Source organism: Streptomyces sp. NPDC000594 (assembly GCF_040299965.1).
Classification (GTDB): Bacteria; Actinomycetota; Actinomycetes; order Streptomycetales; family Streptomycetaceae; genus Streptomyces.
In genome coordinates this window covers 275,021-298,430 of the sequence record NZ_JBEPCY010000006.1, presented here as the reverse complement: position 1 = coordinate 298,430, position 23,410 = coordinate 275,021, and the positions used below count along the sequence as shown (strand labels likewise).

The 23,410-nt window shown below is 72.9% G+C and carries 26 protein-coding genes; 21 read left to right on the top strand and 5 right to left on the bottom strand.

From position 1 onward, the window contains the following. Positions 1-137: 137 nt before the first annotated feature. Together ABT354_RS12570 and ABT354_RS12565 are read left to right on the top strand one after the other, a co-directional pair. A complete protein-coding gene (locus tag ABT354_RS12570) occupies positions 138-3,287 on the top strand; it encodes a sacsin N-terminal ATP-binding-like domain-containing protein (protein ID WP_351492504.1) in 3,150 nt (1,049 codons plus the stop codon). An 86-nt stretch (positions 3,288-3,373) separates the two neighbouring features. Beyond that, positions 3,374-4,750, top strand: coding sequence for a DUF4241 domain-containing protein (locus ABT354_RS12565; protein WP_351492502.1), 1,377 nt, complete (start codon positions 3,374-3,376; stop codon positions 4,748-4,750). A 46-nt stretch (positions 4,751-4,796) separates the two neighbouring features. Here the strand turns inward: ABT354_RS12565 and ABT354_RS12560 are convergent, their stop codons facing one another. From ABT354_RS12560 to ABT354_RS12550, 3 genes are all read right to left on the bottom strand, one after another. Further along, complete coding sequence (locus ABT354_RS12560) at positions 4,797-5,912, bottom strand: WD40 repeat domain-containing protein (RefSeq protein ID WP_351492500.1); 1,116 nt, start codon at positions 5,910-5,912, stop codon at positions 4,797-4,799. A 180-nt stretch (positions 5,913-6,092) separates the two neighbouring features. Further along, positions 6,093-8,837 (bottom strand): cation-translocating P-type ATPase, encoded by a 2,745-nt coding sequence (locus tag ABT354_RS12555; RefSeq protein ID WP_351492498.1) that lies wholly within the window; start codon positions 8,835-8,837, stop codon positions 6,093-6,095. A 66-nt stretch (positions 8,838-8,903) separates the two neighbouring features. After that, entirely contained in the window at positions 8,904-9,200 is a 297-nt protein-coding gene (locus ABT354_RS12550; RefSeq protein ID WP_351492496.1) for a DUF2530 domain-containing protein, read from the bottom strand. 214 nt (positions 9,201-9,414) lie between these two features. Between ABT354_RS12550 and ABT354_RS12545 the strand changes: the two genes are divergently transcribed. Further along, positions 9,415-10,863, top strand: a complete 1,449-nt coding sequence (locus ABT354_RS12545; protein WP_351492494.1) for an NCS2 family permease — start codon at positions 9,415-9,417, stop codon at positions 10,861-10,863. Between the two features lie 193 nt (positions 10,864-11,056). Here ABT354_RS12545 and ABT354_RS12540 read toward each other — a convergent pair whose 3' ends face one another. Further along, entirely contained in the window at positions 11,057-11,239 is a 183-nt protein-coding gene (locus tag ABT354_RS12540) for a CopG family antitoxin (RefSeq protein ID WP_351492492.1), read from the bottom strand. Positions 11,240-11,356: 117 nt separating this feature from the next. On the opposite strand from ABT354_RS12540, the gene ABT354_RS12535 reads away from it, so the two are divergent. From ABT354_RS12535 to ABT354_RS12495, 9 genes are all read left to right on the top strand, one after another. Continuing rightward, positions 11,357-11,824 carry a MarR family winged helix-turn-helix transcriptional regulator gene (locus tag ABT354_RS12535; protein ID WP_351492490.1) on the top strand — a complete coding sequence of 156 codons (468 nt, stop codon included), beginning with the start codon at positions 11,357-11,359 and terminating at the stop codon, positions 11,822-11,824. 27 nt (positions 11,825-11,851) lie between these two features. Next, positions 11,852-13,198, top strand: a complete 1,347-nt coding sequence (locus ABT354_RS12530) for an MFS transporter (protein WP_351492488.1) — start codon at positions 11,852-11,854, stop codon at positions 13,196-13,198. Between the two features lie 213 nt (positions 13,199-13,411). Then, positions 13,412-13,702 carry a hypothetical protein gene (locus tag ABT354_RS12525; protein ID WP_351492486.1) on the top strand — a complete coding sequence of 97 codons (291 nt, stop codon included), beginning with the start codon at positions 13,412-13,414 and terminating at the stop codon, positions 13,700-13,702. Positions 13,703-13,831: 129 nt separating this feature from the next. Further along, complete coding sequence (gene thpR / locus ABT354_RS12520) at positions 13,832-14,431, top strand: RNA 2',3'-cyclic phosphodiesterase (RefSeq protein WP_351492484.1); 600 nt, start codon at positions 13,832-13,834, stop codon at positions 14,429-14,431. A gap of 342 nt (positions 14,432-14,773) precedes the next feature. Further along, on the top strand, positions 14,774-15,163 hold the full coding sequence (locus tag ABT354_RS12515) for a beta/gamma crystallin family protein (RefSeq protein WP_351492482.1): 390 nt from the start codon (positions 14,774-14,776) through the stop codon (positions 15,161-15,163). Positions 15,164-15,330: 167 nt separating this feature from the next. Beyond that, positions 15,331-15,750: a beta/gamma crystallin family protein gene (locus ABT354_RS12510; protein ID WP_351492480.1), complete on the top strand. Its 420-nt coding sequence runs from the start codon at positions 15,331-15,333 to the stop codon at positions 15,748-15,750. Between the two features lie 119 nt (positions 15,751-15,869). Continuing rightward, positions 15,870-16,304, top strand: a complete 435-nt coding sequence (locus tag ABT354_RS12505; protein WP_351492478.1) for a hypothetical protein — start codon at positions 15,870-15,872, stop codon at positions 16,302-16,304. Between the two features lie 204 nt (positions 16,305-16,508). Further along, a complete protein-coding gene (locus tag ABT354_RS12500) occupies positions 16,509-16,868 on the top strand; it encodes a beta/gamma crystallin family protein (protein WP_351492476.1) in 360 nt (119 codons plus the stop codon). Positions 16,869-16,929: 61 nt separating this feature from the next. Next, positions 16,930-17,376: a hypothetical protein gene (locus ABT354_RS12495; RefSeq protein WP_351492474.1), complete on the top strand. Its 447-nt coding sequence runs from the start codon at positions 16,930-16,932 to the stop codon at positions 17,374-17,376. Between the two features lie 111 nt (positions 17,377-17,487). On the opposite strand, the gene ABT354_RS12490 is transcribed toward ABT354_RS12495, so the two are convergent. Beyond that, positions 17,488-18,477, bottom strand: coding sequence for an aldo/keto reductase (locus ABT354_RS12490; protein WP_351492472.1), 990 nt, complete (start codon positions 18,475-18,477; stop codon positions 17,488-17,490). A gap of 274 nt (positions 18,478-18,751) precedes the next feature. Here ABT354_RS12490 and ABT354_RS12485 point away from each other — a divergent pair, with 274 nt between their 5' ends. From ABT354_RS12485 to ABT354_RS12445, 9 genes are all read left to right on the top strand, one after another. After that, complete coding sequence (locus tag ABT354_RS12485; RefSeq protein WP_351492470.1) at positions 18,752-18,916, top strand: hypothetical protein; 165 nt, start codon at positions 18,752-18,754, stop codon at positions 18,914-18,916. A 142-nt stretch (positions 18,917-19,058) separates the two neighbouring features. Then, positions 19,059-20,057 carry a cyanobactin maturation protease PatG family protein gene (locus ABT354_RS12480; protein ID WP_351492468.1) on the top strand — a complete coding sequence of 333 codons (999 nt, stop codon included), beginning with the start codon at positions 19,059-19,061 and terminating at the stop codon, positions 20,055-20,057. 68 nt (positions 20,058-20,125) lie between these two features. Then, positions 20,126-20,314, top strand: coding sequence for a hypothetical protein (locus ABT354_RS12475; protein ID WP_351492466.1), 189 nt, complete (start codon positions 20,126-20,128; stop codon positions 20,312-20,314). Between the two features lie 4 nt (positions 20,315-20,318). Next, positions 20,319-20,513 (top strand): hypothetical protein, encoded by a 195-nt coding sequence (locus ABT354_RS12470; RefSeq protein WP_351492464.1) that lies wholly within the window; start codon positions 20,319-20,321, stop codon positions 20,511-20,513. A 54-nt stretch (positions 20,514-20,567) separates the two neighbouring features. Continuing rightward, positions 20,568-20,756, top strand: a complete 189-nt coding sequence (locus tag ABT354_RS12465) for a hypothetical protein (RefSeq protein ID WP_351492463.1) — start codon at positions 20,568-20,570, stop codon at positions 20,754-20,756. Positions 20,757-21,002: 246 nt separating this feature from the next. Then, the gene (locus tag ABT354_RS12460; RefSeq protein WP_351492461.1) at positions 21,003-21,248 is read left to right on the top strand and encodes a hypothetical protein; all 246 of its coding nucleotides are present in this window, start codon (positions 21,003-21,005) and stop codon (positions 21,246-21,248) included. Then, on the top strand, positions 21,245-21,469 hold the full coding sequence (locus ABT354_RS12455) for a hypothetical protein (protein WP_351492459.1): 225 nt from the start codon (positions 21,245-21,247) through the stop codon (positions 21,467-21,469). The genes ABT354_RS12460 and ABT354_RS12455 overlap by 4 nt, the downstream gene beginning before the upstream one ends. 13 nt (positions 21,470-21,482) lie before the next feature. Further along, positions 21,483-22,364 (top strand): S8 family serine peptidase, encoded by an 882-nt coding sequence (locus ABT354_RS12450; protein ID WP_351492457.1) that lies wholly within the window; start codon positions 21,483-21,485, stop codon positions 22,362-22,364. A 176-nt stretch (positions 22,365-22,540) separates the two neighbouring features. Further along, a complete protein-coding gene (locus ABT354_RS12445) occupies positions 22,541-23,371 on the top strand; it encodes a helix-turn-helix domain-containing protein (RefSeq protein ID WP_351492455.1) in 831 nt (276 codons plus the stop codon). Positions 23,372-23,410: the final 39 nt, after the last annotated feature.

Genomic DNA, 23,410 nt, shown 5'->3' with positions numbered 1-23,410 from the left:
TGGCTCAGGGGCAAGGCCCATGAGAAGAAGAAAAGGGTTCGTGGACAAAGGGGGGCCACCCTGGGGGGAGGCACGGGGGGTGTGGGGCAAGGGGTACCTTCGGGCGTCCGGGGACCCACAGAGAAGCGGAGCACACCGTGAGCGCCACGACCACCGAGCCGGCCGATCCCTTCGGCACCGCACGGCTGCGCCGAGGAGTCCTCGACGCCTGGGGCGCGGGCCCCGCCCGCTTCCGGGAGGACGCCAACGCCGAGGAGGACCTCGTCCTCGGCGGCTACCGTGACCGCCTCGTCATCGAACTCGCCCAGAACGCCGCCGACGCCGCCGCCCGCGCCGGGCGGCCCGGCCGCCTCCGTCTCACCCTCCGCCCCGCCGGCCCCGACACCCCCGCCGTGCTCGCCGCCGCGAACACCGGCGCCACGATCGACGCCCAGGGCGTCGAATCCCTGAGCACCCTGCGCGCCTCCGCCAAGCGCGACACACAGGAATCGAGCGTCGGCCGCTTCGGCGTCGGCTTCGCCGCCGTGCTCGCCGTCAGCGACGAGCCCGCCGTCCTCGCCCGCCACGGCGGCGTCCGCTGGTCCCTCGCCGAGGCCCGCGAGCTGACCGCCGGGGCCGCCGCCCACAGCCCCGGCCTCGGCGAGGAGCTGCGCCGCCGCGACGGCCATGTCCCGCTGCTGCGCCTCCCGCTGCCCGCCGAGGGCACCGCCCCCGACGGCTACGACACCGTCGTCGTCCTCCCGCTGCGCGACGGCGCCGCCGTCGACCTGGTCGAACGCCTGCTCGATGGCGCGGACGACGCCCTTCTCCTCACCCTCACCGGCCTCGCCGAGATCGTGATCGAGACCCCGGACGGCATCCGCACCCTGCGCCGGGAGACCGACGGCGACCTCACCCGGATCGACGACAGCGCCCGGGGCACCACCCTCTGGCGCACCGTCAGCCACACCGGCCCCATCGACCCCGAGCTGCTGCGCGACCGCCCCCGCGAGGAACGGCTCCGCCCCTTCTGGACCGTCACCTGGGCCGTCCCGGTCGACGCCGACGGCGCCCCCGCCCGTCCCCGTACCGCCCCGGTGGTCCACGCCCCCACCCCCACCGACGAACCCCTCGGCGTCCCCGCCCTGCTGATCGCCTCGCTGCCGCTGGACACCACCCGCCGCCACCCCGCCCCCGGCCCCCTCACCGACTTCCTGGTGGCGCGCGCCGCCGAGGCGTACGCGGAGCTGCTCGGCGCCTGGCGACCCGTCACCACCGGCACCGTCGACCTCGTCCCCGGCCCCCTCGGCAAGGGCGAGCTGGACGGCGTGCTGCGCGCGGGCATCCTGGAGCTGCTGCCCCGTACCGCCTTCCTCGCCCCCGCCCTCCCCGAGGCGGCGACCGACACGGACGACGGCACCGGGCTCCCCGCCGTCCCCCGCCCGCCCGCGCTCCGCCCCGTCGAGGCCGAGGTGGTGGAGGGCGCGGGCGCCGAGACCGTACGGGTCCTCGCCGAGGTGCTGCCCAGCCTGCTCCCGGCGGGACTGGAGCGCCGCGCGGAACTCCGTACCCTGGGCGTCGCCCGGCTCCCCCTCACCGAGGCGATCGACCGCCTCGCCGGACTGGAACGCGCCCCCTCCTGGTGGCGCGCGCTCTACGACAGCCTCGCGGGCGTCGACCCGGACCGGCTGACCGGGCTGCCCGTCCCGCTCACCGACGGCCGCACCGTCATCGGCCCCCGCCAGGTGCTGCTGCCGCTCGCCGAGACCCCGGACCACCTCACCCGGCTGGGCCTCAAGGTCGCCCACCCGGACGCCGCCCACCCCCTGCTGGAGAAGCTGGGCGCACTCCCCGCCACCCCCCGCGCCGTGCTGACGACCCCCCAGGTCCGCACCGCCGTCGCCGCATCCCTGGACGAGGGGGAGATCTGGGACGAGGACGCCCTCGACCCGGAGGAGCTGGCCGAGACCGTCCTCACCCTGGTCCGCGACGCCGATCTGGAGCCCGGCGACGAGCCCTGGCTCGGCGCCCTCGCCCTCCCCGACGACGAGGGCGAGCCCACCCCCGCCGGAGAACTCGTCCTCCCCGGCAGCCCCTTCGCCCGGATCATGCGCGAGGACGAACTCGCCCTCCTCGACCCCGACCTCGCCGCCCGCTGGGGCGCCCGCCCCCTCGCCGCCTGCGGGGTTCTCGACACCTTCACCCTGGTCCGCGCCACCGATGTCGTCCTCGACCCGGACGAGCTGGAGCCCCGCGACGGCGACTTCGCCGAACCCGACGACGCCGGACTCCTCGACGCCGTCGACGTCTGGTGCGAGGACCTGCTCGACCGGCTCCCCGAGACCCCCGTACCGCCGGTCGCGACCGAGCTCACCGCCGTCCGCGACCTGGACCTGGTGGACGACGACCACTGGCCCGAGGCGCTCGCCCTGCTCGCCCGCCCGCCGCTGCGGGACGCCCTCGTGGAGCCGGTACGGGTGCTGCTCCCGGACGGCACCACCGAGTCCGTACGCCCGTACACCGCCTGGTGGCTGCGGGACCACCCGGTCCTGGACGGCCGCCGCCCGGCCGGTCTGCGCGCCGCCGGGGGAGACCCGCTCCTGGACGGGCTGTACGAGGCGGTCGACGCCACCGGCTTTGACGACGCCCTGGTGCTGCGGGCGCTGGGTGTGCGCACCTCGGTGGCGGCCCTGCTGGACGAGCCCGGCGGCGCGGCGGAGCTGCTGGGCCGGCTCGCCGACCCGGAGCGGCCGGTACGCCCCGCCCAGCTCCACGGTCTGCACACCGCCCTCGCCGATCTCGACCCGGAGCAGGTGACCCTCCCCGAGGAGCTGCGGGCGGTCGTGGACGGTGAGGTGCGGGTGGTGGACGCGGCCGACGCCGTGGTCGCCGACGCCCCCGATCTGCTGCCGCTCGCGGCGGGCCTGCCGCTGCTGCCGGTCGCCCCGGAGCGCGCCGCCGATCTCGCGGAGCTGTTCCAGGTGCGGAGGCTGAGCGAGACGGTCCCGGCGGCGGTCCCCTCGGCGGGCGATGAGCACCCCGTACCGGATGCGGTCCGGGTCCTGCTCGGCCCGGCGACCCCGGCCTCGTACACCGAGCACGAGGAGATCGTGATCGACGGCGTGGAGCTGGAGTGGCGCCGCACCCCCGACGGGGTGGTCCACGCCGCCACCGTGGAGGGCGTGGCGGCCGGTCTCGCCTGGGCCACCGGCCAGTGGCCGCGCCGCTTCGAGGTCGCGGCCCTGCTGGAGGACCCCTCCCGTACGGACGAACTCGCCCGCGACCGCTGGTTCGACCCCCGCCCCTGAGGCCGGACGGGCCGTGCTGTCGGTGCCGCTGTCAGTGGCGGCGCCTACGGTGGTCATCAGGTCGCGGGGGAACGGACGGTGACCTGGTGGGTGTCGATCCGACGGGCGGGGGCCTGATGGACGGGGAGCGGGGGCCGGGGACGGTCGTCGAGGTGGCGTACGCGCTGGGGTGGGATCTGGAGGCCCGTGCGCCTTGGCGGCCCCTGACCGCCGGGGCGGCGCGGGAGCGGGACGCGGCGGGGCTGCCGTATGCCGTGGTGCACCGGATCCCCGGGCGGGAGATTCCGCTGGAGGTCCGGCTGGTCTCCTGGCGGGACCACTACGCCGGTCTCTGGGTCTACGACGACCGGGGCCGCCGCACCGACGAGCTGGACCTGCGGCTGCTGGACGACCCGGGCCGACTGCTCGTCCGCCGGAGAAGCGAGTGGCGGTACACCGGGCCGGGGATGGCCGAGTTCGATCCCGCGTGCCCCCGCGCCGCGACGGAGCTGTTCCCGGACGGCAAGGGATCGGTCGCGCGGGAGCCCCGGGGCGAGCGCGGGGAGAAACTCTTCACGCGGCCCGGTGCCGATGTGCCGCGCTGGCGGCCCCGCCCCGGGTTCGGCGGCTGGCCGGTGGAGAGCGCCGGCCGACGGGGGTTGGCGGGGCCGGTGGTGCTCCGGGCGGCGCCGGATCCGGGCGCGGCGGACCCGTCCGATGGGATACCGCAGGGGATACCGGATCAGATGCCCGACGAGGTGTTCGACGAGGTGTCCGGGGCCGTCCCCGTCACCTGCTGGCGGCCGCCCCGCCCCGCGCGGGCCGGGCGGCTCGACGCGCTCTTCCGGCCCGGGACACGGGTGACCGACGGGTACCACCCCGAGATGACCGTGGTGGAGCCGCGCCGGGTGGGGACCCTGCGGGTGCCGAGCGGAGTGCTCGCCGTCTCGGGGCCGGACCGTCGCCCCGGCGGGGGGCCCGCCCTCACGGTCCCCGTCCCGCCGGGGGAGCATGTCCTCGAAGAGGCACAGGTCCGCTTCGGCTACGACTGCGAGTGGAGCAGGGCCTGGGTGACCCGTACGGACACCACGGCGGTCCGGTTGCGCGTCGGCGGGGCCCCCGCCCTGTCGTGGGAGATGTGCCTCGGGCCGGACGACGACCCCCGGCTGCTCGGGGCGGACGGGATCTTCGGCTTCGACACCGACGGCGCGACCGGATGCTTCGCCGACGCCGGGGCCTGGGCACCCCTCCACCGGCTCTTCGAGCGGAGCCTCGTCCAGGGGGAGCAGGAGGCCGGGGAGGCGATACCCGACTCGATGTACTTCCTGCGCACCCGGGACGAGGCGACCGGCGGCGAGCTGGTCGCCTTCGCGACGACCGGCGACGGCACCTACCCCGTATGGGTGGGGCGCTCCGGGGACGGGGCCGTGGCCGAGGTGGTGGTGCTGGTGGAGGGGATGCCCACGATCCTCGATGACGCCTGACGGCGGTGACGGTGACGCGTGAGGGCGGCGGTGTGCGCCGGGTCGGTCAGTGGAAGGTGCGGACGAAGACGTCCGTCTTGCCGTTGCTGTCACCGGGCACGATGTCGGCGGCGGCGGACTGGAAGACCACATCGCGCCCGTTGGCGCTGACCGCGCCGGCCCGGGCCGAGGCGGGCTGGTCGGAGACGGTCTCGTCGGTCCCGGTCCGCAGGTCGCGCAGGACGAGCGAGGGCCCGCCGGTGCCGTTCGGGGCATACAGCAGATAGCGGCCGGTGGGGTCGATGGCCACGCCCTTGACGTTCGGGACCAGCTGGGCGGTGCCCGAGCCGGTGTCATGGACATAGGTGTCGGAGCCCGAGAGGTAGACGACCTTGCCGCCTTCGGCGCTGAGCTGGACGAGGGTCGCCGCCTTCGCTGGGCCCTCGATCGGGCCGGCGGGGGTGTTGTCGGTCCGGTCCCAGAGGAAGACGTCCTGCTCCACGCCGTCCTGGTAGGCGACGAAGCGGCCGTCGGCGCTGATGGACGGCGCGATCGACGCGATGTTGTGGATGATGTCGATGGTCTGGCGGGTGTTGGCGTCCCGGTCGTAGACCTCGACCCGCTGGTTGGGCTCCGGCGGGTTGAAGAGAACGCCGTAGACCAGATGGCGGCCGTCCGCGCCCTGTGCCACCCGGCAGGCGCGGGCCGAGCAGTGGGTGCCGATCGACCGTCCCGAGCTGAGCTGGAACTGGTGGATCTGATCGGCCCTCATCACCCGTGCCGGATAGGCGACATACCCGCCGTCGGGGCTGATCACCGCAGGTTCGAGCGGGGAGTGGATCCCGAGCCGTGTGGTCTGCGCCGACCTCCGGTCGCGGACGTACACCCGGTCGCCCGTCCCCGTGTCCCCGGGCCTGAGGTTTCGCGCATGCGACGAGAAGACGACGCGGTCGCCCTCGGGCGAGATCGCGGCGTCGGCGGAGTTGTCGTCGGCCTGGATGCCGTCGGTGGTGACACTGAGCCTCTCGACACCGGCCACCCGGGGGAGCGCGCCGTCCGCCGCGTCCGTGGTCCCGGCCCAGGCGGCCCCCGGCAGTACCACCGTGACCGCGCAGACCGCGACCGCCGCACTCACAGCGGCCCGTACCCGTCTGCTGGTGCTCCGGTTCGTGTTCTCCCTCATGTTCCCCCCAAGGCTGCCGTTGCCTCCGGTACCCCACCGGAGGACCCCACGCATGCAATCGCGACGGCACGGTGGGGTCAATGCGTCAATGCGCCACATCACATGCCGAGAGATACGGTTTCGGTCATATGTGAGCGGTCCGCGACGCAACAGCCCATGTGGACTCGCGGATTCCCGGGCTCACGCGGGGAAACGGTGGTCCACCCAGCGCCACGCCAGTTCCACCAGTCCCGCCGACACCACCGCGATGGCCACCGCCGTCCAGGGCATCGTCGTCCCCACCAGCTTCACCGCGAAGAACTCCTGGAGCCAGGGCACGGTCAGCACGATCACAAAGGCCAGGCCCATCGTCGCCACCAGGGCCACGCGCCACCAGGTGTAGGGACGGGCGATGATCGCCAGCACCCACATCGCGATCAGGAAGAGCGTCAGGGTCGCCGCGCTGGTCTCCGCGTCCAGCGCGTTCGGGCCGCTGTAGTGGCTGCGGGCCAGCAGATAGGTGGTGAAGGTGCCCGCCGCCGCGATGATCCCCGCCGGGATCGAGTACCGCATCACCCGGCGGACGAAGTGCGGCTTCGCCCGCTCCCGGTTGGGCGCCAGGGCCAGGAAGAACGCCGGGACCCCGATGGTGAGGGTGGACAGCAGCGCCAGATGCCGGGGGAGGAAGGGGTATTCGACCTGGCTGCACACGACCAGGATGGCCAGCAGCACCGAGTAGACGGTCTTGGTGAGGAAGAGGGTCGCGACCCGGGTGATGTTGCCGATCACCCGGCGGCCCTCGGCGACCACCGACGGCAGCGTGGCGAAGCTGTTGTTCAGCAGCACGATCTGTGCGACCGCCCGGGTCGCCTCGGAGCCGGAGCCCATGGCGACCCCGATGTCCGCGTCCTTCAGCGCGAGCACATCGTTGACGCCGTCGCCGGTCATCGCGACCGTATGGCCCCGGGACTGGAGCGCGCCCACCATGTCCCGCTTCTGCCGGGGGGTGACCCGCCCGAAGACGGAGTGGGTGTCGAGCCGTTCACCCAGGGCCTCCCGGTCCTCGGGCAGCGAACGGGCGTCCACCGTGCGGTCCGCGCCCGGGAGACCGAGCTGGGCCGCCACCGCGCCGACGGAGACGGCGTTGTCCCCGGAGATGACCTTCGCGCTGACGTTCTGCTCGGCGAAGTAGCGCAGGGTGGCGGCGGCGTCGGGGCGCAGCCGCTGTTCCAGGACGACCAGGGCGACGGGCCGGGGTGCGGAGGGGGTCTCCAGGGGGCCGTCGGTACGGGCCAGGAGCAGCACCCGCAGCCCCTGTTCGTTCAGTTCCTCGGCCTCGGCGAGCGCGGCCGAGGCTTCGGAGGCGGAGGCGGAGGCGGAGGCGGAGGGGTCGGGGGAGGGGTCGGGGAAGGGGTCGGGCGAGGCACCCGGCGCGGCCCCCGCGAGCAGGACGTCCGGCGCGCCCAGCAGCCATGCCGACACGGTCCCGTCCGCCTCCGTGAAGCGGGCACCGCTGTACTTGCGCGCCGAGGAGAAGGGCAGGGTCTCGGTCGCGCTCCATCCGGCGGGCGCCGGGCAGGCGTCCGCGACCGCCCGCAGGGAGGGGTTGGGGCGCGGGTCGGCGGCGCCCAGCGCGCCCAGGACCGTACGGACCGCCCCTTCGTCCGCGCCGCCGAGGGGCCGGATCCCGCTGACGTCCATCCCGCCCTCGGTGAGGGTGCCGGTCTTGTCCAGGCAGACCACGTCCACCCGGGCGAGCCCCTCGATCGCGGGCAACTCCTGCACCAGGCACTGCTTGCGCCCCAGCCGGACGACCCCGATGGCGAAGGCGATGGAGGTGAGCAGCACCAGCCCCTCGGGGATCATCGGCACGATGCCGCCGACGGTCCGGGCGACGGAGTCCCGGAAGTCGGTGTCCTTGACCACCAGCTGGCTGATGATCAGGCCGAGGGCGGTGGGCACCAGCATCCAGGTGACGTACTTGAGGATGACGCTGATGCCGTTGCGCAGCTCGGAGTCGACCAGGGTGAAGCGGGACGCCTCCTCGGCCAGCTGGGCGGCGTAGGCCTCGCGGCCCACCCGGGTCGCGGTGAAGGCGCCGCCGCCCGCGACCACGAAGCTGCCGGACATCACCGGGTCGCCGGGGCGCTTGAGCACCGGGTCCGCCTCCCCGGTGAGCAGCGACTCGTCCACCTCCAGGCCGTCCGTCCAGGCCACCTCGCCGTCCACGACGACCTTGTCGCCGGGGCCCAGCTCCACCAGGTCCCCGAGGACGATCTCGCTGGTGGAGACCTCCGTGGCCCGGCCGTCGCGGCGGACGGTCGGCCTGGCCTCGCCGATGACGGCGAGCCCGTCGAGGGTCTTCTTGGCCCGCAGTTCCTGGACGATGCCGATACCGGTATTGGCGATGATGATCCAGCCGAAGAGGCTGTCCTGGATGGGGGCGACCACCAGCATGATCGCCCACAGGACGCCGATCAGGGCGTTGAAGCGGGTGAGGACATTGGCCCGGACGATATCGGCGGTGGAGCGGGAGGAGCGGACGGGTACGTCGTTGACCTCGCCGCGCGCGATCCGTTCGGCGACCTCGGCGGCGGTGAGCCCGCGCGGACCGTCCGCCGCAGCCGCTGCCGCCTGGGTCACCGGAGCCGCCGGAGCGGTGAGGGAAACGGGGCACCGCATCGGGTGAACGGGGTCCAGCTCCGACCCGGCGTCGATCCCGTGCCGGGGCGGCTTTCTGGGGTGTACGGGGTCCAGCTCCGCTCCCGCGTCGATGGCGGGCCCCCGGCTCATGGCCGGTCCGGTGTCCCGGGGCCGGGCCGTCCGCGCCGCCGGGGCTCCCCCGGCGCCCGCTCCCCGGCCGGCCGGTCGCCCATCGCCGTCGCCGTCTGCCGGGCCGTCCTGCTCACGGCCGTCGCCCGGGTCGATCCCTGCCCGCTGGGTCATGATTCGTACGGTACGGGCGCGGGGCAGTGCCCACCCCTTGGATTGGCCTGAAACGGGCGGCTATGGCTAGACCGCCCCCTGGGCCCCCTGGGCCCCCTTCGCCGCCTCGGCGCGCCGGGCCGCCTCGTCCCGCGCGATAGCGGCTTCGCGCCCCCGTACGTACCAGATGCCGATCAGCCCGAGTCCGGCACCGGCGAGACAGGTCCAGACCCACCACATCAGGTCCCGTTCCTCGAACCAGCCGTAGAACGGGATCTGCACCAGGAAGAGGACGAACCAGATGATCGTGCCACCGGTGATCGTGGCGACCACGGGCCCCTCCAGGGGCTCGGGCGCCTCGTGCTTGGGGGTCCACTTCGCCATGCCCACAGTCTAGATCGCCGCCCCCTCGGCCCTCCCGCCCCGCTCGGGGCATCCGGGCGTTCGGGTGATCCGGGTGCCCGGCGCGGCGCGGTGCCAGTCGCCCCAAGGGTCTACGCGCGAAGATGGCGATCTTCCCCTTATATGTTCATACTGAAACGGTTTGCTTTTGACCTGAATCCTTCGTAGGAACATCCAAGCTGCAAATGAGGACGGAATGACCCCGACGGCCTCCGCCGCCGCCCCCGAGCATCAGCCGAAGGGCCCCCTCAGCGGCCTGGACCGCTACTTCAAGATCTCCGAGCGCGGATCGACGGTCGCCCGTGAAGTCCGGGGCGGATTCGCCACCTTCTTCGCGATGGCGTACATCATCGTGCTGAACCCGATCATCCTCGGCAGCGCCGTGGACATGAACGGCGCTCGGCTGGACAACGCCCAGCTGGTCACCGCGACCGTGCTGACCGCCGCCTTCTCCACGCTCCTCATGGGTGTCATCGGCAATGTCCCGATCGCCCTCGCGGCGGGCCTCGGGGTCAACACCGTCGTCGCCCTCCAGCTCGCCCCCCGGATGACCTGGCCGGACGCCATGGGCATGGTGGTCCTCGCGGGCTTCGTGGTGATGCTGCTGGTCGCCACCGGGCTCCGGGAACGGGTGATGAGCGCCGTCCCGGGCAGCCTCCGCAAGGGCATCGCCATCGGTATCGGCCTCTTCATCATGCTGATCGGCCTGGTCGACGCCGGCTTTGTCTCCCGTATCCCGGACGCCGCGCAGACCACCGTCCCGCTCACCCTCGGCCACGGCGGCCATCTGATGGGCTGGCCGGTCCTGGTCTTCGTCCTCGGCGCGCTGCTCACCCTGGTCCTGATCATCCGCAAGGTGCCGGGCGCGATCCTGATCTCCATCGTGGTGATGACGGTGATCGCGATCGTCATCGAGGCGGTGGCGGAGCTGCCCAAGGGCAGCTGGGGCCTGACCACCCCGCAGTGGCCCGGCAACCCGGTCTCCACGCCCGACTTCGGTCTGGTCGGCGAGGTCAGCCTCTTCGGCGGCTTCGAGAAGGTCGGCCTCCTCACCGGGTCGCTCTTCGTCTTCACCGTGCTGCTGTCCTGCTTCTTCGACGCGATGGGCACCATCCTGGGCGTCGGCGACGAGGCCAAGCTGCTGGACAAGGACGGCAATCTGCCGGGCATCAACAAGGTGCTGATCGTGGACGGCATCGCGGTCGCCTCCGGCGGCGCCACCTCCTCGTCGGCCACCACCTGTTTCGTGGAGTCCACGGCGGGCGTCGGCGAGGGCGCCCGTACCGGTCTCGCCTCGGTGGTCACCGGCGCGCTCTTCTCGGTGGCGCTCTTCCTCACCCCGCTGGCGACGATGGTCCCCTCGCAGGCGGCGACCCCGGCCCTGCTGGCGGTCGGCTTCCTGATCCTGGCCGGGTCGATCCGTGACATCGACTGGAGCGACTGGACCCTCGCGGTCCCGGCGTTCCTGGCGATGGTGATGATGCCGTTCACCTACTCGATCACCAACGGCATCGGGATCGGCTTCATCACCTTCTGTGTGCTGCGGCTCGCGGTGGGCCGGGGCCGGGAGGTGCCGGCCGCGATGTACGCCGTCTCGGCGGTCTTCGTCTTCTACTACGCGATGCCCGCGCTGGGCCTCACGTAGGACCGCGCTGGGCCCGGCGCGGAGCCGCGCCGGGCCCGACGCGCTTCATGGCCCCCGGACCCCGGGCCGCACCGCCCGGGGCCGGGGGCCTCGCCATGCCCCGGGCGGCCGGATCCCGGCCTCCCGGCCCGGGTGGCCTCCCGGTCGGGGTCCGGTGCCCGGTCCGCCGGGGCACATCGGGGCACGGGCGCGCTCAGGCCCGCCCGTAGAACCGCTCGGTCTCCTCCACCGCCGCCTGGAAACGCTCGTCGAAGTCGTCGTGCCGGAGCGTCCGGGTCACATAGTCCTGGACGCTCATGCCGCGTCTGGTGGCCCGCTCGCGGACCCGCTCCAGCAGCTCACTGTCTATGCGCAGGCTGAGCACAGTCGATGCCATCCGCCCAGGGTCCCGTGCCGCCGTACCACCGGGCAGATTTCCCTACGCATCTCACCCGTACGGGTGATATCACCCCCGAGTGGTCCTTAGGAAGGGTAATGAGTTATGCTAAAGAACATGTCAGACCAACCCCCTGGCGGCGCCGACCACGCCGCCCGCGCGGAGGCCGAGGACGCCGCCGCGATCAACGCCCTGCGCTCGGCCGTGATGCGGCTCGGACGCAGGTTGAAGCACCAGCGTGTGGACGAGTCGCTGAGCCCCACCGAGATGTCGGTGCTCGGCACCCTCGCCCGCTGTGGCTCCGCGACCCCGGGTGAGCTCGCCCGCAAGGAGCACGTCCAGCCGCCGTCCATGACCCGGATCGTGGCGTTGCTGGAGGCCAAGGGGCTGGTCCGGCTGGAGCCCCACCCCGAGGACCGCCGGCAGAAGGTGGTCAGCCAGACCGAGCGGGCCGAGGCCATGCTCGAAGAGAGCCGCCGCAAGCGGAATGTCTGGCTGACCGATCTCGCCGAGGGTCTGGACGAGGACGAATGGGCGAAGCTCCGTGCCGCCGCCCCGATCCTGGAGAAGCTCGCGCACCTGTAACCCCCACCTTCGAGGAGGCGAACACTTTTGCGTACGGGACCCGGAGCAGACTCCGCACCCGCACCCGCCCCTACCACCATGTTCAGCTCACTGAGGATCCGGAACTACCGGCTCTTCGCCGCCGGCGCCCTCATATCCAACACCGGCACCTGGATGCAGCGCATCGCCCAGGACTGGCTGGTGCTCACCCTCACGGGCTCCGCCTCCGCCGTCGGTATCACCATCGCCCTCCAGTTCCTGCCGATGCTGCTCTTCGGGCTGTACGGAGGCGTCCTCGCCGACCGGCTGCCCAAGCGGCGCCTGCTGCTGGCGACCCAGGCCGCCATGGCCCTCACGGGTCTCGCGCTCGCGGTGCTCACCCTCACCGGGCAGGTGCAGCTCTGGCATGTCTATGTGACCGCCTTCCTCCTCGGTCTGGTGACCGTGGTCGACAACCCCGCCCGGCAGATCTTCGTCTCCGAGATGGTCGGCCGTGACCAGCTCCCCAACGCGGTCAGCCTCAACTCCGCCAACTTCCAGTCCGCCCGCCTCGTCGGCCCCGCCGTCGCCGGTGTCCTGATCACCGCCGTCGGCAGCGGCTACGCCTTCCTCTTCAACGGCCTCTCCTTCCTCGCGCCCATCGCGGCGCTCCTGCTCATCCGCCCCGCCGAGCTGACCCCCACCGAGCGCCCGCCGCGCGCCAAGGGCCAGCTGCGGGAGGGGTTGCGCTATGTCTCCACCCATCCCGAACTGATCTGGCCCATCGTCCTGGTCGGATTTGTCGGCACCTTCGGTTTCAACTTCCCCATCTGGCTCACCGCTTTCGTCCACGACGTCTATGACTCCGGGGCCGAGACGTATGGCCTGCTCAATACGCTGATGGCCGTCGGCTCCCTGGTGGGGGCCCTGCTCGCGGCCAAGCGCGGCACCTCCCGGCTGCGGATCCTGGTCGGCGCGGCGCTGCTCTTCGGCGCGCTGGAGGTGCTGGCGGCGTTCGCCCCCGGATTCTGGCTCTTCGCGCTGCTGATGGTCCTGGTCGGCATGTTCGGCCTGACGGTGAACGTCACCGCGAACTCCAGCGTCCAGACCGCGACCGACCCGGCCATGCGCGGCCGGGTGATGAGCCTCTTCATGATGGTCTTCGTCGGCGGCACCCCGATCGGCGGCCCGGTCTTCGGCTGGCTCACCGATGTGTACGGGCCCCGGGTCAGCCTCGCCCTCGGCGGGCTGATCTCGCTGACCGCCGCCCTGGTGGTGGGTCTGCTGCTGGCCCGTGCGGGCGGGCTCCGGCTGAAGGTGGACCTCCGCAGGGGCCACCGGCATCTCGCCTTCGTCCCGAAGCGGCGGGAGGAGGCGCGGGAGAAGACGGCGGAGGGCCTGACGGCCGCCGCCTGAACCACCGGCCCCGCCCCGACGGCCCGGCTCCCCGCCCCGACGCCCCGAAGCCCCGGCTTCCCGGGTCGCCGGGGCGGGGCGTCACCTCCGGGCCAGGGATTCCACTCCTGCGATGCCCTCACGAATTGTCACCAAGGGTACTTACAGGGCTACGTTGGGTGGCCGACGGGAGGGGCTGCCGCCCCTCCGCACCCTCTGTCGGGAGTCCGACCCATGCGCCGTCTCGCCTCCACCCTCGCCGCCCTCGTCGTCGCCGGAACGCTGGCCGTGACCCTGCCCGCCTCGGCCTTCGCCGCCACGGGCGAACTCACGATCAACCGCCAGCACTACGACAACCCGAGCGGCTGTTACACCAGTGATCGCTGGCCGCTGTCGGTGCGGAACGGCACCGACGAATCCGCGCTGATCTTCGATGACGACAAGTGCGAGGGCCAGGTCGCGGCGGTGCTTCCGCCGGGCCAGCGCGGTGTCTTCGAGTTCGGCCGCAGCGTCTACCTTCCGTAACCCCGGCCCCGGGCCCGGCCCTCGCCCGCACCGGCCCCGCTCCGGGCCCGGTGCGGGCGGGCCCGGGCGGGGTCCGGTGGCGCGTCCGGGCCCGGTGACGGTCCCCGCCCCGTGGGACAGACTCGGGGCATGAGACTCTTCGCCGCCGTTCTGCCCCCGCCCGGCGCCGCCGCCGAGCTGGCCGTCGTCGCCGGGCGGCTGCGGGCCCTCCCGGGCGCGGACGGGCTGCGCTGGACCGGGCGGCCGGGATGGCACTTCACCCTCGCCTTCCTCGGCGAGACCGACCCCGCCCTCCTGCCCGAGCTGCGCGAACGGTTCGGCCGGGCGGCCCGGCGCACCGCCCCCTTCCCGCTGCGCCTCCACGGCGGCGGCCACTTCGGCGGCCGGACCCTGTGGGCGGGCGCGGCGGGCGGCATCGACGAGCTGCGGATGCTCGCGGAGCGCTCGTACGCGGCGGCGGCCCGCGCCGGTGTCGCCATGGAGGCGCACCGCGCCTACCGCGCCCACCTCACCCTCGCCCGGGTCCCGGACCCCGCCGTCGACCTGGCCCCCTTCCTGGCGGAGCTGCACCCCTTCGAGGGCACCCCCTGGGAGGTGACCGAGCTGGCCCTGGTCCGCAGCCACCTCCCCGGCGGCGGGGTCCCCGGCGAGCGCCCCCGCTACGAGACCGTCGCCACCTGGCCCCTGGGACCTGCCCTGGGCGCGGGCACCCCCCTGGCCTCGGGTTAACCTCGTTCGGTGAACTCCAGGACCAGAAACCAGATCATGGCGGGCGTGCTTGTGCTGATGTTCGCGGTCGTCGCCATCGCCTCCGCGCTCGGCCTGTAGCCGATCCCTCCTCCGTACACCCGGGCGCCTTCCGTACGCCCGGGCACTCTCCATGCACCCGGGCCGGTGCCGCGTCCCCCGGGGCGCGGTGCCGTTCCCCCCTTCCCTCTCCGCCCCTCTCCGCCGTCCTTCTTCTCCGCAGCCGGTGAACCCGTGACGGGACGCCCCGCGTTCCCCAGGTGACCGCGCACCCCGCTCCGGGCCCATCCGGACACCGCGCCCGCTCCGCCGGAGGAGACACCGATGCCCCGATCCAGACCAGCGACGCTCGCGGCGGCGGGCCTCGCACTCGCCCTCGCCGCGACCGGTACGGCGTCCGCCGCCGGGGCCGGGTCCGGGGCGCCCCGGATGCCGCTGCTCGCCACCCTGTACGAGCATGACCACTACCGGGGCGAGGCCATGCCGATCCGGGGCTTCTCCTGCACCCCGGACGGCGACACCCCGGTGGAGGTGGACCGGATGCCCGACGGCTGGAACGACCGGGTCAGCTCCATCGATGTCGAGGTCCGGTGCGATCTCTTCTCGTACGAGCACGAGAACCAGACGGGGCGGAGCCTCAGGCTCCGCTGGGACATGCCCACACTGGGCGGCTTCAACGACCGCATCAGCTCGCTCCGGATCCTGCCCAACTGAGCACGCCCTCTCCCGCACCCCTCCCCAGCACGCCCTCCCGAGCGTGCCCTTCGACTCCCGGCGGCGGTATCCGGGGCGCTCCCGCCGCCGGGTCTGAGGGGTGGGTCCACATATCCCCCCGTGGGCCCACCCCTTTTCCCCCGGCCCCTCGCCCCTGGAGGACAGGAATGATCCAGCGTGCCCGTTCCGCGACACCGATGGCGGCGGTGACGGCGGCGGGCCTGGCGCTCGCGCTGCTCCCGGCGGACACGGCCACCGCCGGTACCACCGCGCCCCCCGTGCGTTCCGCCGCCACGAATGTCCTGCTGGCCACGGTGTACCAGCATGAGCGCTATCAGGGCGGCGCCTTCGAGATCTGGGGCGCCAGTTGCCCGTCGGGCGGCTCGATGCTGCCCGTCAACGAGCTTCCGGCCGGTTTCAACGACGCCATCAGCTCGATCCGGCTGGCCCGCGACTGCTACATGATCGTCTACGAGCACACCCACCGTCGCGGCGGGAACATCATGCTGGCCGGGCACTTCGCGACCCTGCCCCCCGCCTGGAACGACCAGATCAGCTCCCTGGGCCTGCTCCGGCCCGGCCGCTAGCGGCCCGCCCGACGCGACTTCACCGACTTCGCCGATCTCATCGATCCCACTGGCCTCACCGAACTCACCGGCCTCCCCGGCGCCGGATCCCCCTTCCATCCCGTTCCTGGGAGGCGCCGATGTCCCGCTCCGCCCGTCTCACCCGGCTGTTCACCGTGTTCACGGCGGGGGTGGCCCTCGCCCTGGTGGGCCCGGCCCCCGACCCCGCCGGAACCGCCGCCCCGGCCGCGCCGCCGCCCGCCGACCGCTTGGGCCGCGCCCCGGCGGTCCTGCTCGCCACCTTCCATCTGGAGGAGAACTTCGGCGGCGGGGCCTGGCCCGTGTACGGCGACCCCTGCCGCCAGGGCGGCGACATCCGCGTCATCTGGCGTGTTCCCGCCGCCTTCAACGACGCCATCAGCTCCGTCCGGACCTTCCACAACTGCCGGGCCCGGGTCGCGGAGCACGGGGATCTGCGGGGCGCGCAGATCACCCTCCCGAGCGCCCGGACGGTGCGGATGCCGGCGGGCTGGAACAACCGGACCAGCTCCCTGATGCTCATTCCGGTCGGCTGACCGGACCCCGGACTCCCGGTACCGGCCTTCGGGGCGGGGCCGGTACCGGGATGGAGCGGTGCCACGTCACCCATGCGTCGGCCGCTCCCCGTTCGTCACGCCCCGACTGTCCCTCTCCCCACCCTTTGGAGAGCAACGATGGTTGTCCGATCACTATCCCGGAGAGCGCGAAGAACGCTCCGGTCAAGGGCGCTCGCGGTCCCGATGACGGTGCTCCTCCTCGCCGTTACGGGCTCCGCCCATGCGATGACCCCCGACGGGGACGACGTCATCCGTATCGGCGCGGGCGTACCGCTGGTCACCTTCTACGAGGACGAGGGCTTCCAGGGCCAGTTCGTGCAGCTCCTGGGCTTCCCCTGCGACCAGACCGAGTATCCCCAGCTCCACGGCCAGCTCCCTGCGGGCTGGAACGACCGGGTCAGTTCGTTCCGTACGCACAACCGCTGCACGATGTACGGCTACGAGCACACCTATCAGAGGGGTGCCACCTTCGTCGGCACGGCCGCCGCACGGATGCTGCCGGGCTGGAACGACCGGCTCAGCTCCGTCATGTTCGTCCGCTGACCCGTCCCCGTCCCCGTTTCCCTTTCTGTTCCCGTCCCGGGAACTCCTCTGGAGGACGACGATGTCCGAACGAGAACCATCGGAGAGAACACGGCGAGCACCGGGTGCGCTGCGCCGGGTGGTCCTGGCCGCTTCGGCGGCGGCGCTGGCGCTGGTCGTCGGCGGCGCGGGCAGCGCGTACGCCGGGGCCGACCGTACGGTCCACCGGATCGGCCGGGGCCCTGTGGTGGTGGCGCAGCTCTGGGAGCACGAGTACTTCCAGGGCGACTCCGTGGAACTGCGCGGGGCGCCGTGCGACCAGCTCTACAACCAGTACTGGTACCGGCTCCCGAGGGCCGACTTCAACGACCGGACCAGCTCGTACAAGATCTACTACAAGTGCACGTTCCGCTTCTACGAGGACTTCGACCTGCAACACGCCTCGCTGATCGAGGCGGGTACTCAGGCGGCGAGGATGCTCCCCGGGTGGAACGACCGGATCAGCTCCGCCATGGCCCACGTCCGCTGAGACCGGTCCCCACGGCCGGTCCCCACGGCCGGTCCCCACGGCCGGTCCGGACCCCCTGACCGGGGGCCCGGACCGGTCCGGGGCCGCTGATACGGCCCCGGGGGCGTCCGTCTACCAGGCGAACGCCTCCGGGGTCGGCCCCGGGCCCGGGAAGAGCGCGTCAAGGCCGGTCAGCAGATCGTCGCCCAGCTTCAGCGCGACCGCCCGTACCGCGCTGTCCAGCTGGTCCGCCGTCCTCGGCCCCACGATCGGTCCGGTGACCCCGGGCCGGGTCAGCAGCCAGGCCAGCGCCACCTCGCCCGGCTCCAGACCGTGCTCGGCGATCAGGTCCTCGTACGCCTGGATCCGCTCCCGCATCCCCGGGTCGTCGATCCGCTCCGCCGCGCGTCCGCCGGCCCGGCGTCCGCCCTCCGACTGCTTCCGCAGCATGCCGCCGAGCATCCCGCCGTGCAGCGGCGACCACGGGATGATCCCGAGGCCGTACTCCTCGGCCGCCGGGATCACCTCCATCTCCGCCCGCCGCTCCACCAGGTTGTACAGGCACTGCTCGCTGACCAGCCCGAACGAGCCCCGGCGCCGCGCCTCTTCGTTCATCTGCGCGATCCGCCAGCCCGGGAAGTTGGACGACCCGGCGTACAGGATCTTGCCCTGCTGTACGAGGGTGTCGACCGCCTGCCAGACCTCGTCCACCGGGGTCAGCCGGTCGATGTGGTGGAACTGGTAGAGGTCCACGTAGTCGGTGTTCAGCCGCTTGAGGCTGGCCTCCACCGCCCGCCGGATGTTCAGCGCGGAGAGCCGGTCGAAGTTGGGCCAGGGGGTGCCGCCGGGGGTCATGTCCCCGTACCCCTTGGTCGCCAGCACCACCTTCTCGCGCCGGCCGCCGCCCTGGGCGAACCAGCTGCCGATGATCTCCTCGGTGCGGCCCTTGTTCTCGCCCCACCCGTAGACATTCGCGGTGTCGAAGAGGTTGATGCCCGCACCGAGTGCGGAGTCCATGATCGCGTGGCTGTCCGCCTCGTCGGTGAACGGGCCGAAGTTCATCGTGCCGAGGACGAGCCGGCCGACCTTGAGTCCTGTGCGTCCGAGCTGTGTGTACTCCATGAACGGCCAGCCAACTCGCTGGAGTTCACTCCAGGCAAGCCCATTTGTTCCGCGTCCTGCGGCGGCGATACCCCCGGCCCCGGTGGCCGAGGTGCGGCAGCTCCCCGGCCAGGGGAGGATGGAGAAGGGAGGATACGACCGAAAGTGGAACAGAACCACCGGACGGACACCGTCCGGGTCGGCTCCAAGACCGGATGTGAGCAGAGTGGTTGACGGAGCAACAAGCAAGCGGGCCGCTCGGGGGAGCGGGTCCACCGCGAAGCCCCGGCACCGTGTGAACATCCCCGGTTTCGCCCAGGAGGGCGCCGGGATCGGCCTAGGCGACGCCGTCGCCCGGGTCACCTCGGCGGTGGGCGTCCGGCCCTGTGGCGGTTGTGGACGCCGGGCCCGGGCCCTGAACGGCTGGATGGCGATCGGCGGTCGTCGCACCGACCGCTGACGCCGCCACCCATACCGTCACCGTCACCGGAGCCCTGGATGCCCTGGGGACCGGCCGGGCGGATGTACACCGATCGCGACACGACCGTGGGAAGGGCCGGGGCGGACCGTTCCGGCGCCAGGACGTGCGCGAGGAGTGACCGATGCAGAGCGATCCGAACGACACCCCGACAAGCCCGCTGCGCCCGCCGCACCCTCCGAGCCCGGCGGAGGACGGGGCACTCCCGCCGCCTCCGGCGCCACCGCAGCCCGTCCCCGGCTCCCTCTCCACCCCCGAGGCCGCCCCGGACGGCCTGACGTCCGGCGTCACCCAGGCGTGCGGCTGCGGCTGCGGGACCCCGGGGGACGACTCCGGGGACGCGTCCGCCGAGCCCGGCTTCGTCTATGTCCTGGGCCAGGTCAACCCGGTCTTCCCGGACGCCTCCGTCCAGCACGAGTTCTTCCAGGCGGCGGGCGTCGGCGACATCCGTGACGCGAGCGAGGCCGAGGCGATGCACCGCGTGCTCTCCGACCCGGAGAACCGCTACATCGCCCGCCAGATGTGCTACGTCCTCGCCGTCCAGGGCGTCGACACCTACATCCTGGTCCCCGCCGACCCCACCGAACTGATCGACCTGCTCGAAGCCCTCCACCCGGTCAAGAACGACCGGGGTATGGCCGTCGTCGTCGGCCACCGGGGCCCGGTCGCGCCCCCCGGCCTCTGCCAGGGGCTCTCCGTCCCCGTCGTCGGTGTCGAGAAGATCTGGTCCTTCGACCGGAAGCATCTGTTCCGGGCGATCAAGCGCCCCGGCGGAGCCGCCCGCAAGGAGTTCGAGAGCGGCGCCAAGGACCTCTTCCAGCGCCTGATCCAGCTCAACGACAACGCGGGCGCCGACCCCGCCGACCGGGCCATCAACTACCTGGCGGTACGGAGTGAGCAGATGTACCTGGAGGCCAACCGGAAACGGGACGACGGCTACATCCTGACCCAGGTCGAGGCCGGGCCCTCCCGGCTCAGCTCCGGTGCTCAGACGGTCGTCACCGTGGTCTTCTCCTTCACCCACCGCCAGACCAATGTCACGGACAAGTTCGCCGCCCGCGTCGATGTCAGCGGGCTGTACCCGTTCACCGTGACCCCGCCCCAGCCCTACTACGACCGATAGCCCCCACGACCAACAGCCCCCCACAACCGACAGTCACTACGACCGATAGCCCGAGGAGGCGAACGGACATGCGTATCCCCGGATTCGCCGTCACGGCGGCGGACCGCCGAGCGGGCGCCGGCGACCGGCTCGTGCCCCAGCAGTTCACCTGCGAGGAGGAACTGGGCCCGGTCTGCCGCCACCGATGCCGGAACACCTACGACCCCGCCGCCTGTGTCCGCAGATGTCTGAAGCGGCTCTGCGCCGAGGCCCGGTGATCCCATGAGCCGCCTGCTGCCCGGCTACGAACACCTTCTGGAGCCGGAGCGGCTGTCCCCGAAGAAGAAGGAGATCGCGGTACGGCTGGTCTGCTACGAGAACTGCCGGCGGCGATGCCTCATCGTCTGCGGATGGCGACCGGACCACGCGCGGTGCTACACCGCCTGTACCGGCGGCTGTGCGGACACCTGCCTGTGACCGTGGCGCCTGTGACCGTGGCGCCCGTGCCGTGGTGAGAGGAGGTGAGGAACCATGGCCATCCCCGGTTACGAACGTCGCCGCCCCGGCCCGCCGTCGAGCACGGGCGACCGGTTGGTCCCCCAGCTGGAGTCGTTCTGCGCCATGGAATGCCGTGCCGAGTGCACCTTCGCCCATGGCCATGACCACAGCAAGCCCAAGTGGCAGCGGTGCTACGCCGACTGCATGAAGGACTGCTTCTGATCGCGTACGGAGGCGAGGACGCGTGCGCATCCCTGGATTCACCACGGGCCCGGCCCTCCGGAGCCGCCCGTCCCCCGGGACCGGCCCGGCTCCGGGTGACCGGATCACCGCCCAGTGGTCCGCCTGCGAGGAAGGCGCGAGCGGCCCGTGCTGGGCCCAGTGCCGGCATTCCACCGAGGCGAACTGCTACGCGGACTGCGTCGAGAGCTGGTGCGGCGGAGACAACCCCTATCCGGGAGAACCACGATGAGACGCCTGCCCGGATTCGCCCCGACCACCCCGGGTGTTCAGGACACCCCGGGTGCTCCGATCACCCCCGGTGCTCTCCTCCTTCCCCAGGAGATCACCTGCGAGAGCGTCGAGGGCGAGAACTGCCGCTCCCGCTGCGACGGCCTCGACCGCTCCGACGGCTCCTACGACAGCTGCTACTCCACCTGCCTGGCCGACCGCTGCCGGGACCCGGCCTGGTGGCCTTCGGGAGGCACCCCATGACACTCCCCGGATTCGCCCCCGCGCCACCGGCCCCGGGCGCGCCACCGTCCCCCGGCGACCGGGTGCGCCCCCAGCTGGACACCCACTGCGCCACCCTCTGTTCCCAGGAGTGCGCCGATCTCTGCGAGGACCGACCCCCCTGGGAGGCGGGCGACTGCCTCGGCGGCTGCCAGGACCGGTGCCTGCGCGACTGCGAACCGCCCACCTATCTGCTGGAGTAGCGGGCGACCGGCCGTGGACCCCCTGGACCTGGTACGCCTCACCCCGCTGCGGGCACGGACGGCCGGCCGCCCCTCGGTCGTCGTCGGCCTGATCGACGGCCCCCTCGCCCCGGACCACCCCGCCTTCACCGGCCGCCGGATCCGGGAGGTGCGCCCCGCCGCCGGTACGGGCCCCTGCCGCCACGGCGACGTCTGCTGCGCCCATGGCACCGCCGTCGCCGGGCTCCTTGTCGGCACCCCGGGTATCTGCCCCGGCTGCACCCTGCTCTCCCGGCCCCTCTTCGCCGACCGCCCGCCCGGCGGCGGCCCCGCGACCTGTCTGACCGGGGTCCGTACGGGCGAACTCGCCGACGCGATCACCGAGACCGTCGACGCGGGCGCCCGGGTCCTCAACCTCAGCCTGGCCCAGCCCGCCCCCTCGGGCATCCGTGACCACGCCCTGGAGGCCGCCCTCGACCACGCCGCGAACCATGGAGTGATCGTGGTGGTCGCCGCCGGGAACCAGGGCCGGGTGGGCGGCGGCGTCCTCACCACCCATCCCTGGGTGATACCCGTGGTCGCCTACGATCCGGCCGGCCGTCCCCTGCCCGGCTCCAACCTCGGCGCGTCGATCGGCCGCAACGGCCTCGGCGCCCCCGGCGACCGGGTCTCCGGCACCGGCTTCGACGGCCGCCCCTTCCCCCTCAGCGGGACGAGCGCCGCCGCCCCCTTCGTCACCGGCGCGGCGGCCCTGCTGCTCGCCGCCCTCCCGGCGGCGGGCCCGGTGGCCGTCCGCCATGCCCTCACCCACACCCCCGGCCGCCGCTCCGGCGTCCTTCCGCCGCTGCTGGACGCCTGGTCGGCGTATGCGGCACTGCGCCCGGCGCGCCCGCGCACGCCCCCGCCCACCTCCTGATCCACCTGGGTTTATGCGACAACGCGCATAGCGGCCCTGGCTCGTGGACACCGCCCTTTCCGGCTCCGTATCGTCCTCCCGTCCGGCTCCGAGCGTGCCCTGGGGAGGCTGCCGATGTTGCTGTCGCCGTATCTATTTTCGCAGGTCGCCGTGGGTTTCCCCGGGTATGTCGAGGGTTGAGCGTCGCCCACGGGGAGCTGGGCCGCTCCGGCGCGGAACTGGCCGCTCTGCTCAAGGGGATCCGCCGGGAGTCCGGGCTCTCCGGCGCCCGCGTCGCCGTCCGCTGCGCCATGTCCCAGTCCAAGATCAGCCGCATCGAGAACGGCCGGGTGCGGCCCTCGCTGGTGGATGTGGAACAGATCATGCGGGCGTGCGGCGCGGACTCCGAACGGCTCGCCGAGGTCATGGTCCTCGCCCGCCGGGCGGACACCGAGTGGCAGAGCGCGCGGGGCCTGCGCCGCCGGGGTCTGGACCGCAAGCAGCGCGAACTCGCCGGTCTGGAGGCGGCGTCCACGGAGGTCCGCTCGCTGACGATCTCCGTGATCGCGGGCCTGCTGTCGGTTCCCGAGTACATCCGGGGCGGCCTCGCGGACCGCCCCGGGGACCACACCCTGGTCGTCCGGCGGAAACTGGACCGCCAGCGGGTCCTCGGGGACCCGGCCAAGCGCTTCACCTTCCTCCTCACCGAACAGGCGGTGCGCTGGCCGCTGGCCTCCCCCGATGTCATGGCCCGGCAGATCGACCACCTGGCCTCGCTGACCCTGCTGCCGAACGTGCGCCTCGGCTTCCTGCCGATCCGCGCGGGGCGGGGGCCCGCGCCGCTCAACACCTTCACGGTGTACGACGACCGGCTCGCCACGGTCGAGCTGTCGGCGGGGGTCATGGTCTTCCGCGACCCCCGCGATGTCGCGGCCCACCGCGAGGAGTTCGACCTCCTGGCGGCCCGTGCCCTCTTCGGCGCCGACGCCAGGTCCTTCCTCGCGACCTGCGCCCGCGCCGTCCGCTGAGCCCTCTGCCGCCGCCGTCCCGGAAGGAGCCGATGACCC

Coding starts and splice junctions, on each gene's coding strand:
- ABT354_RS12560 (WP_351492500.1), bottom strand. CDS start 5,912: ATGAGGGAGAACACGAACCGGAGCACCAGCAGACGGGTACGGGCCGCT.
- ABT354_RS12555 (WP_351492498.1), bottom strand. CDS start 8,837: ATGACCCAGCGGGCAGGGATCGACCCGGGCGACGGCCGTGAGCAGGAC.
- ABT354_RS12550 (WP_351492496.1), bottom strand. CDS start 9,200: ATGGCGAAGTGGACCCCCAAGCACGAGGCGCCCGAGCCCCTGGAGGGG.
- ABT354_RS12545 (WP_351492494.1), top strand. CDS start 9,415: ATGACCCCGACGGCCTCCGCCGCCGCCCCCGAGCATCAGCCGAAGGGC.
- ABT354_RS12540 (WP_351492492.1), bottom strand. CDS start 11,239: ATGGCATCGACTGTGCTCAGCCTGCGCATAGACAGTGAGCTGCTGGAG.
- ABT354_RS12535 (WP_351492490.1), top strand. CDS start 11,357: ATGTCAGACCAACCCCCTGGCGGCGCCGACCACGCCGCCCGCGCGGAG.
- ABT354_RS12525 (WP_351492486.1), top strand. CDS start 13,412: ATGCGCCGTCTCGCCTCCACCCTCGCCGCCCTCGTCGTCGCCGGAACG.
- thpR (WP_351492484.1), top strand. CDS start 13,832: ATGAGACTCTTCGCCGCCGTTCTGCCCCCGCCCGGCGCCGCCGCCGAG.
- ABT354_RS12515 (WP_351492482.1), top strand. CDS start 14,774: ATGCCCCGATCCAGACCAGCGACGCTCGCGGCGGCGGGCCTCGCACTC.
- ABT354_RS12510 (WP_351492480.1), top strand. CDS start 15,331: ATGATCCAGCGTGCCCGTTCCGCGACACCGATGGCGGCGGTGACGGCG.
- ABT354_RS12505 (WP_351492478.1), top strand. CDS start 15,870: ATGTCCCGCTCCGCCCGTCTCACCCGGCTGTTCACCGTGTTCACGGCG.
- ABT354_RS12500 (WP_351492476.1), top strand. CDS start 16,509: ATGACGGTGCTCCTCCTCGCCGTTACGGGCTCCGCCCATGCGATGACC.
- ABT354_RS12495 (WP_351492474.1), top strand. CDS start 16,930: ATGTCCGAACGAGAACCATCGGAGAGAACACGGCGAGCACCGGGTGCG.
- ABT354_RS12490 (WP_351492472.1), bottom strand. CDS start 18,477: ATGGAGTACACACAGCTCGGACGCACAGGACTCAAGGTCGGCCGGCTC.
- ABT354_RS12480 (WP_351492468.1), top strand. CDS start 19,059: ATGCAGAGCGATCCGAACGACACCCCGACAAGCCCGCTGCGCCCGCCG.
- ABT354_RS12475 (WP_351492466.1), top strand. CDS start 20,126: ATGCGTATCCCCGGATTCGCCGTCACGGCGGCGGACCGCCGAGCGGGC.
- ABT354_RS12470 (WP_351492464.1), top strand. CDS start 20,319: ATGAGCCGCCTGCTGCCCGGCTACGAACACCTTCTGGAGCCGGAGCGG.
- ABT354_RS12465 (WP_351492463.1), top strand. CDS start 20,568: ATGGCCATCCCCGGTTACGAACGTCGCCGCCCCGGCCCGCCGTCGAGC.
- ABT354_RS12460 (WP_351492461.1), top strand. CDS start 21,003: ATGAGACGCCTGCCCGGATTCGCCCCGACCACCCCGGGTGTTCAGGAC.
- ABT354_RS12455 (WP_351492459.1), top strand. CDS start 21,245: ATGACACTCCCCGGATTCGCCCCCGCGCCACCGGCCCCGGGCGCGCCA.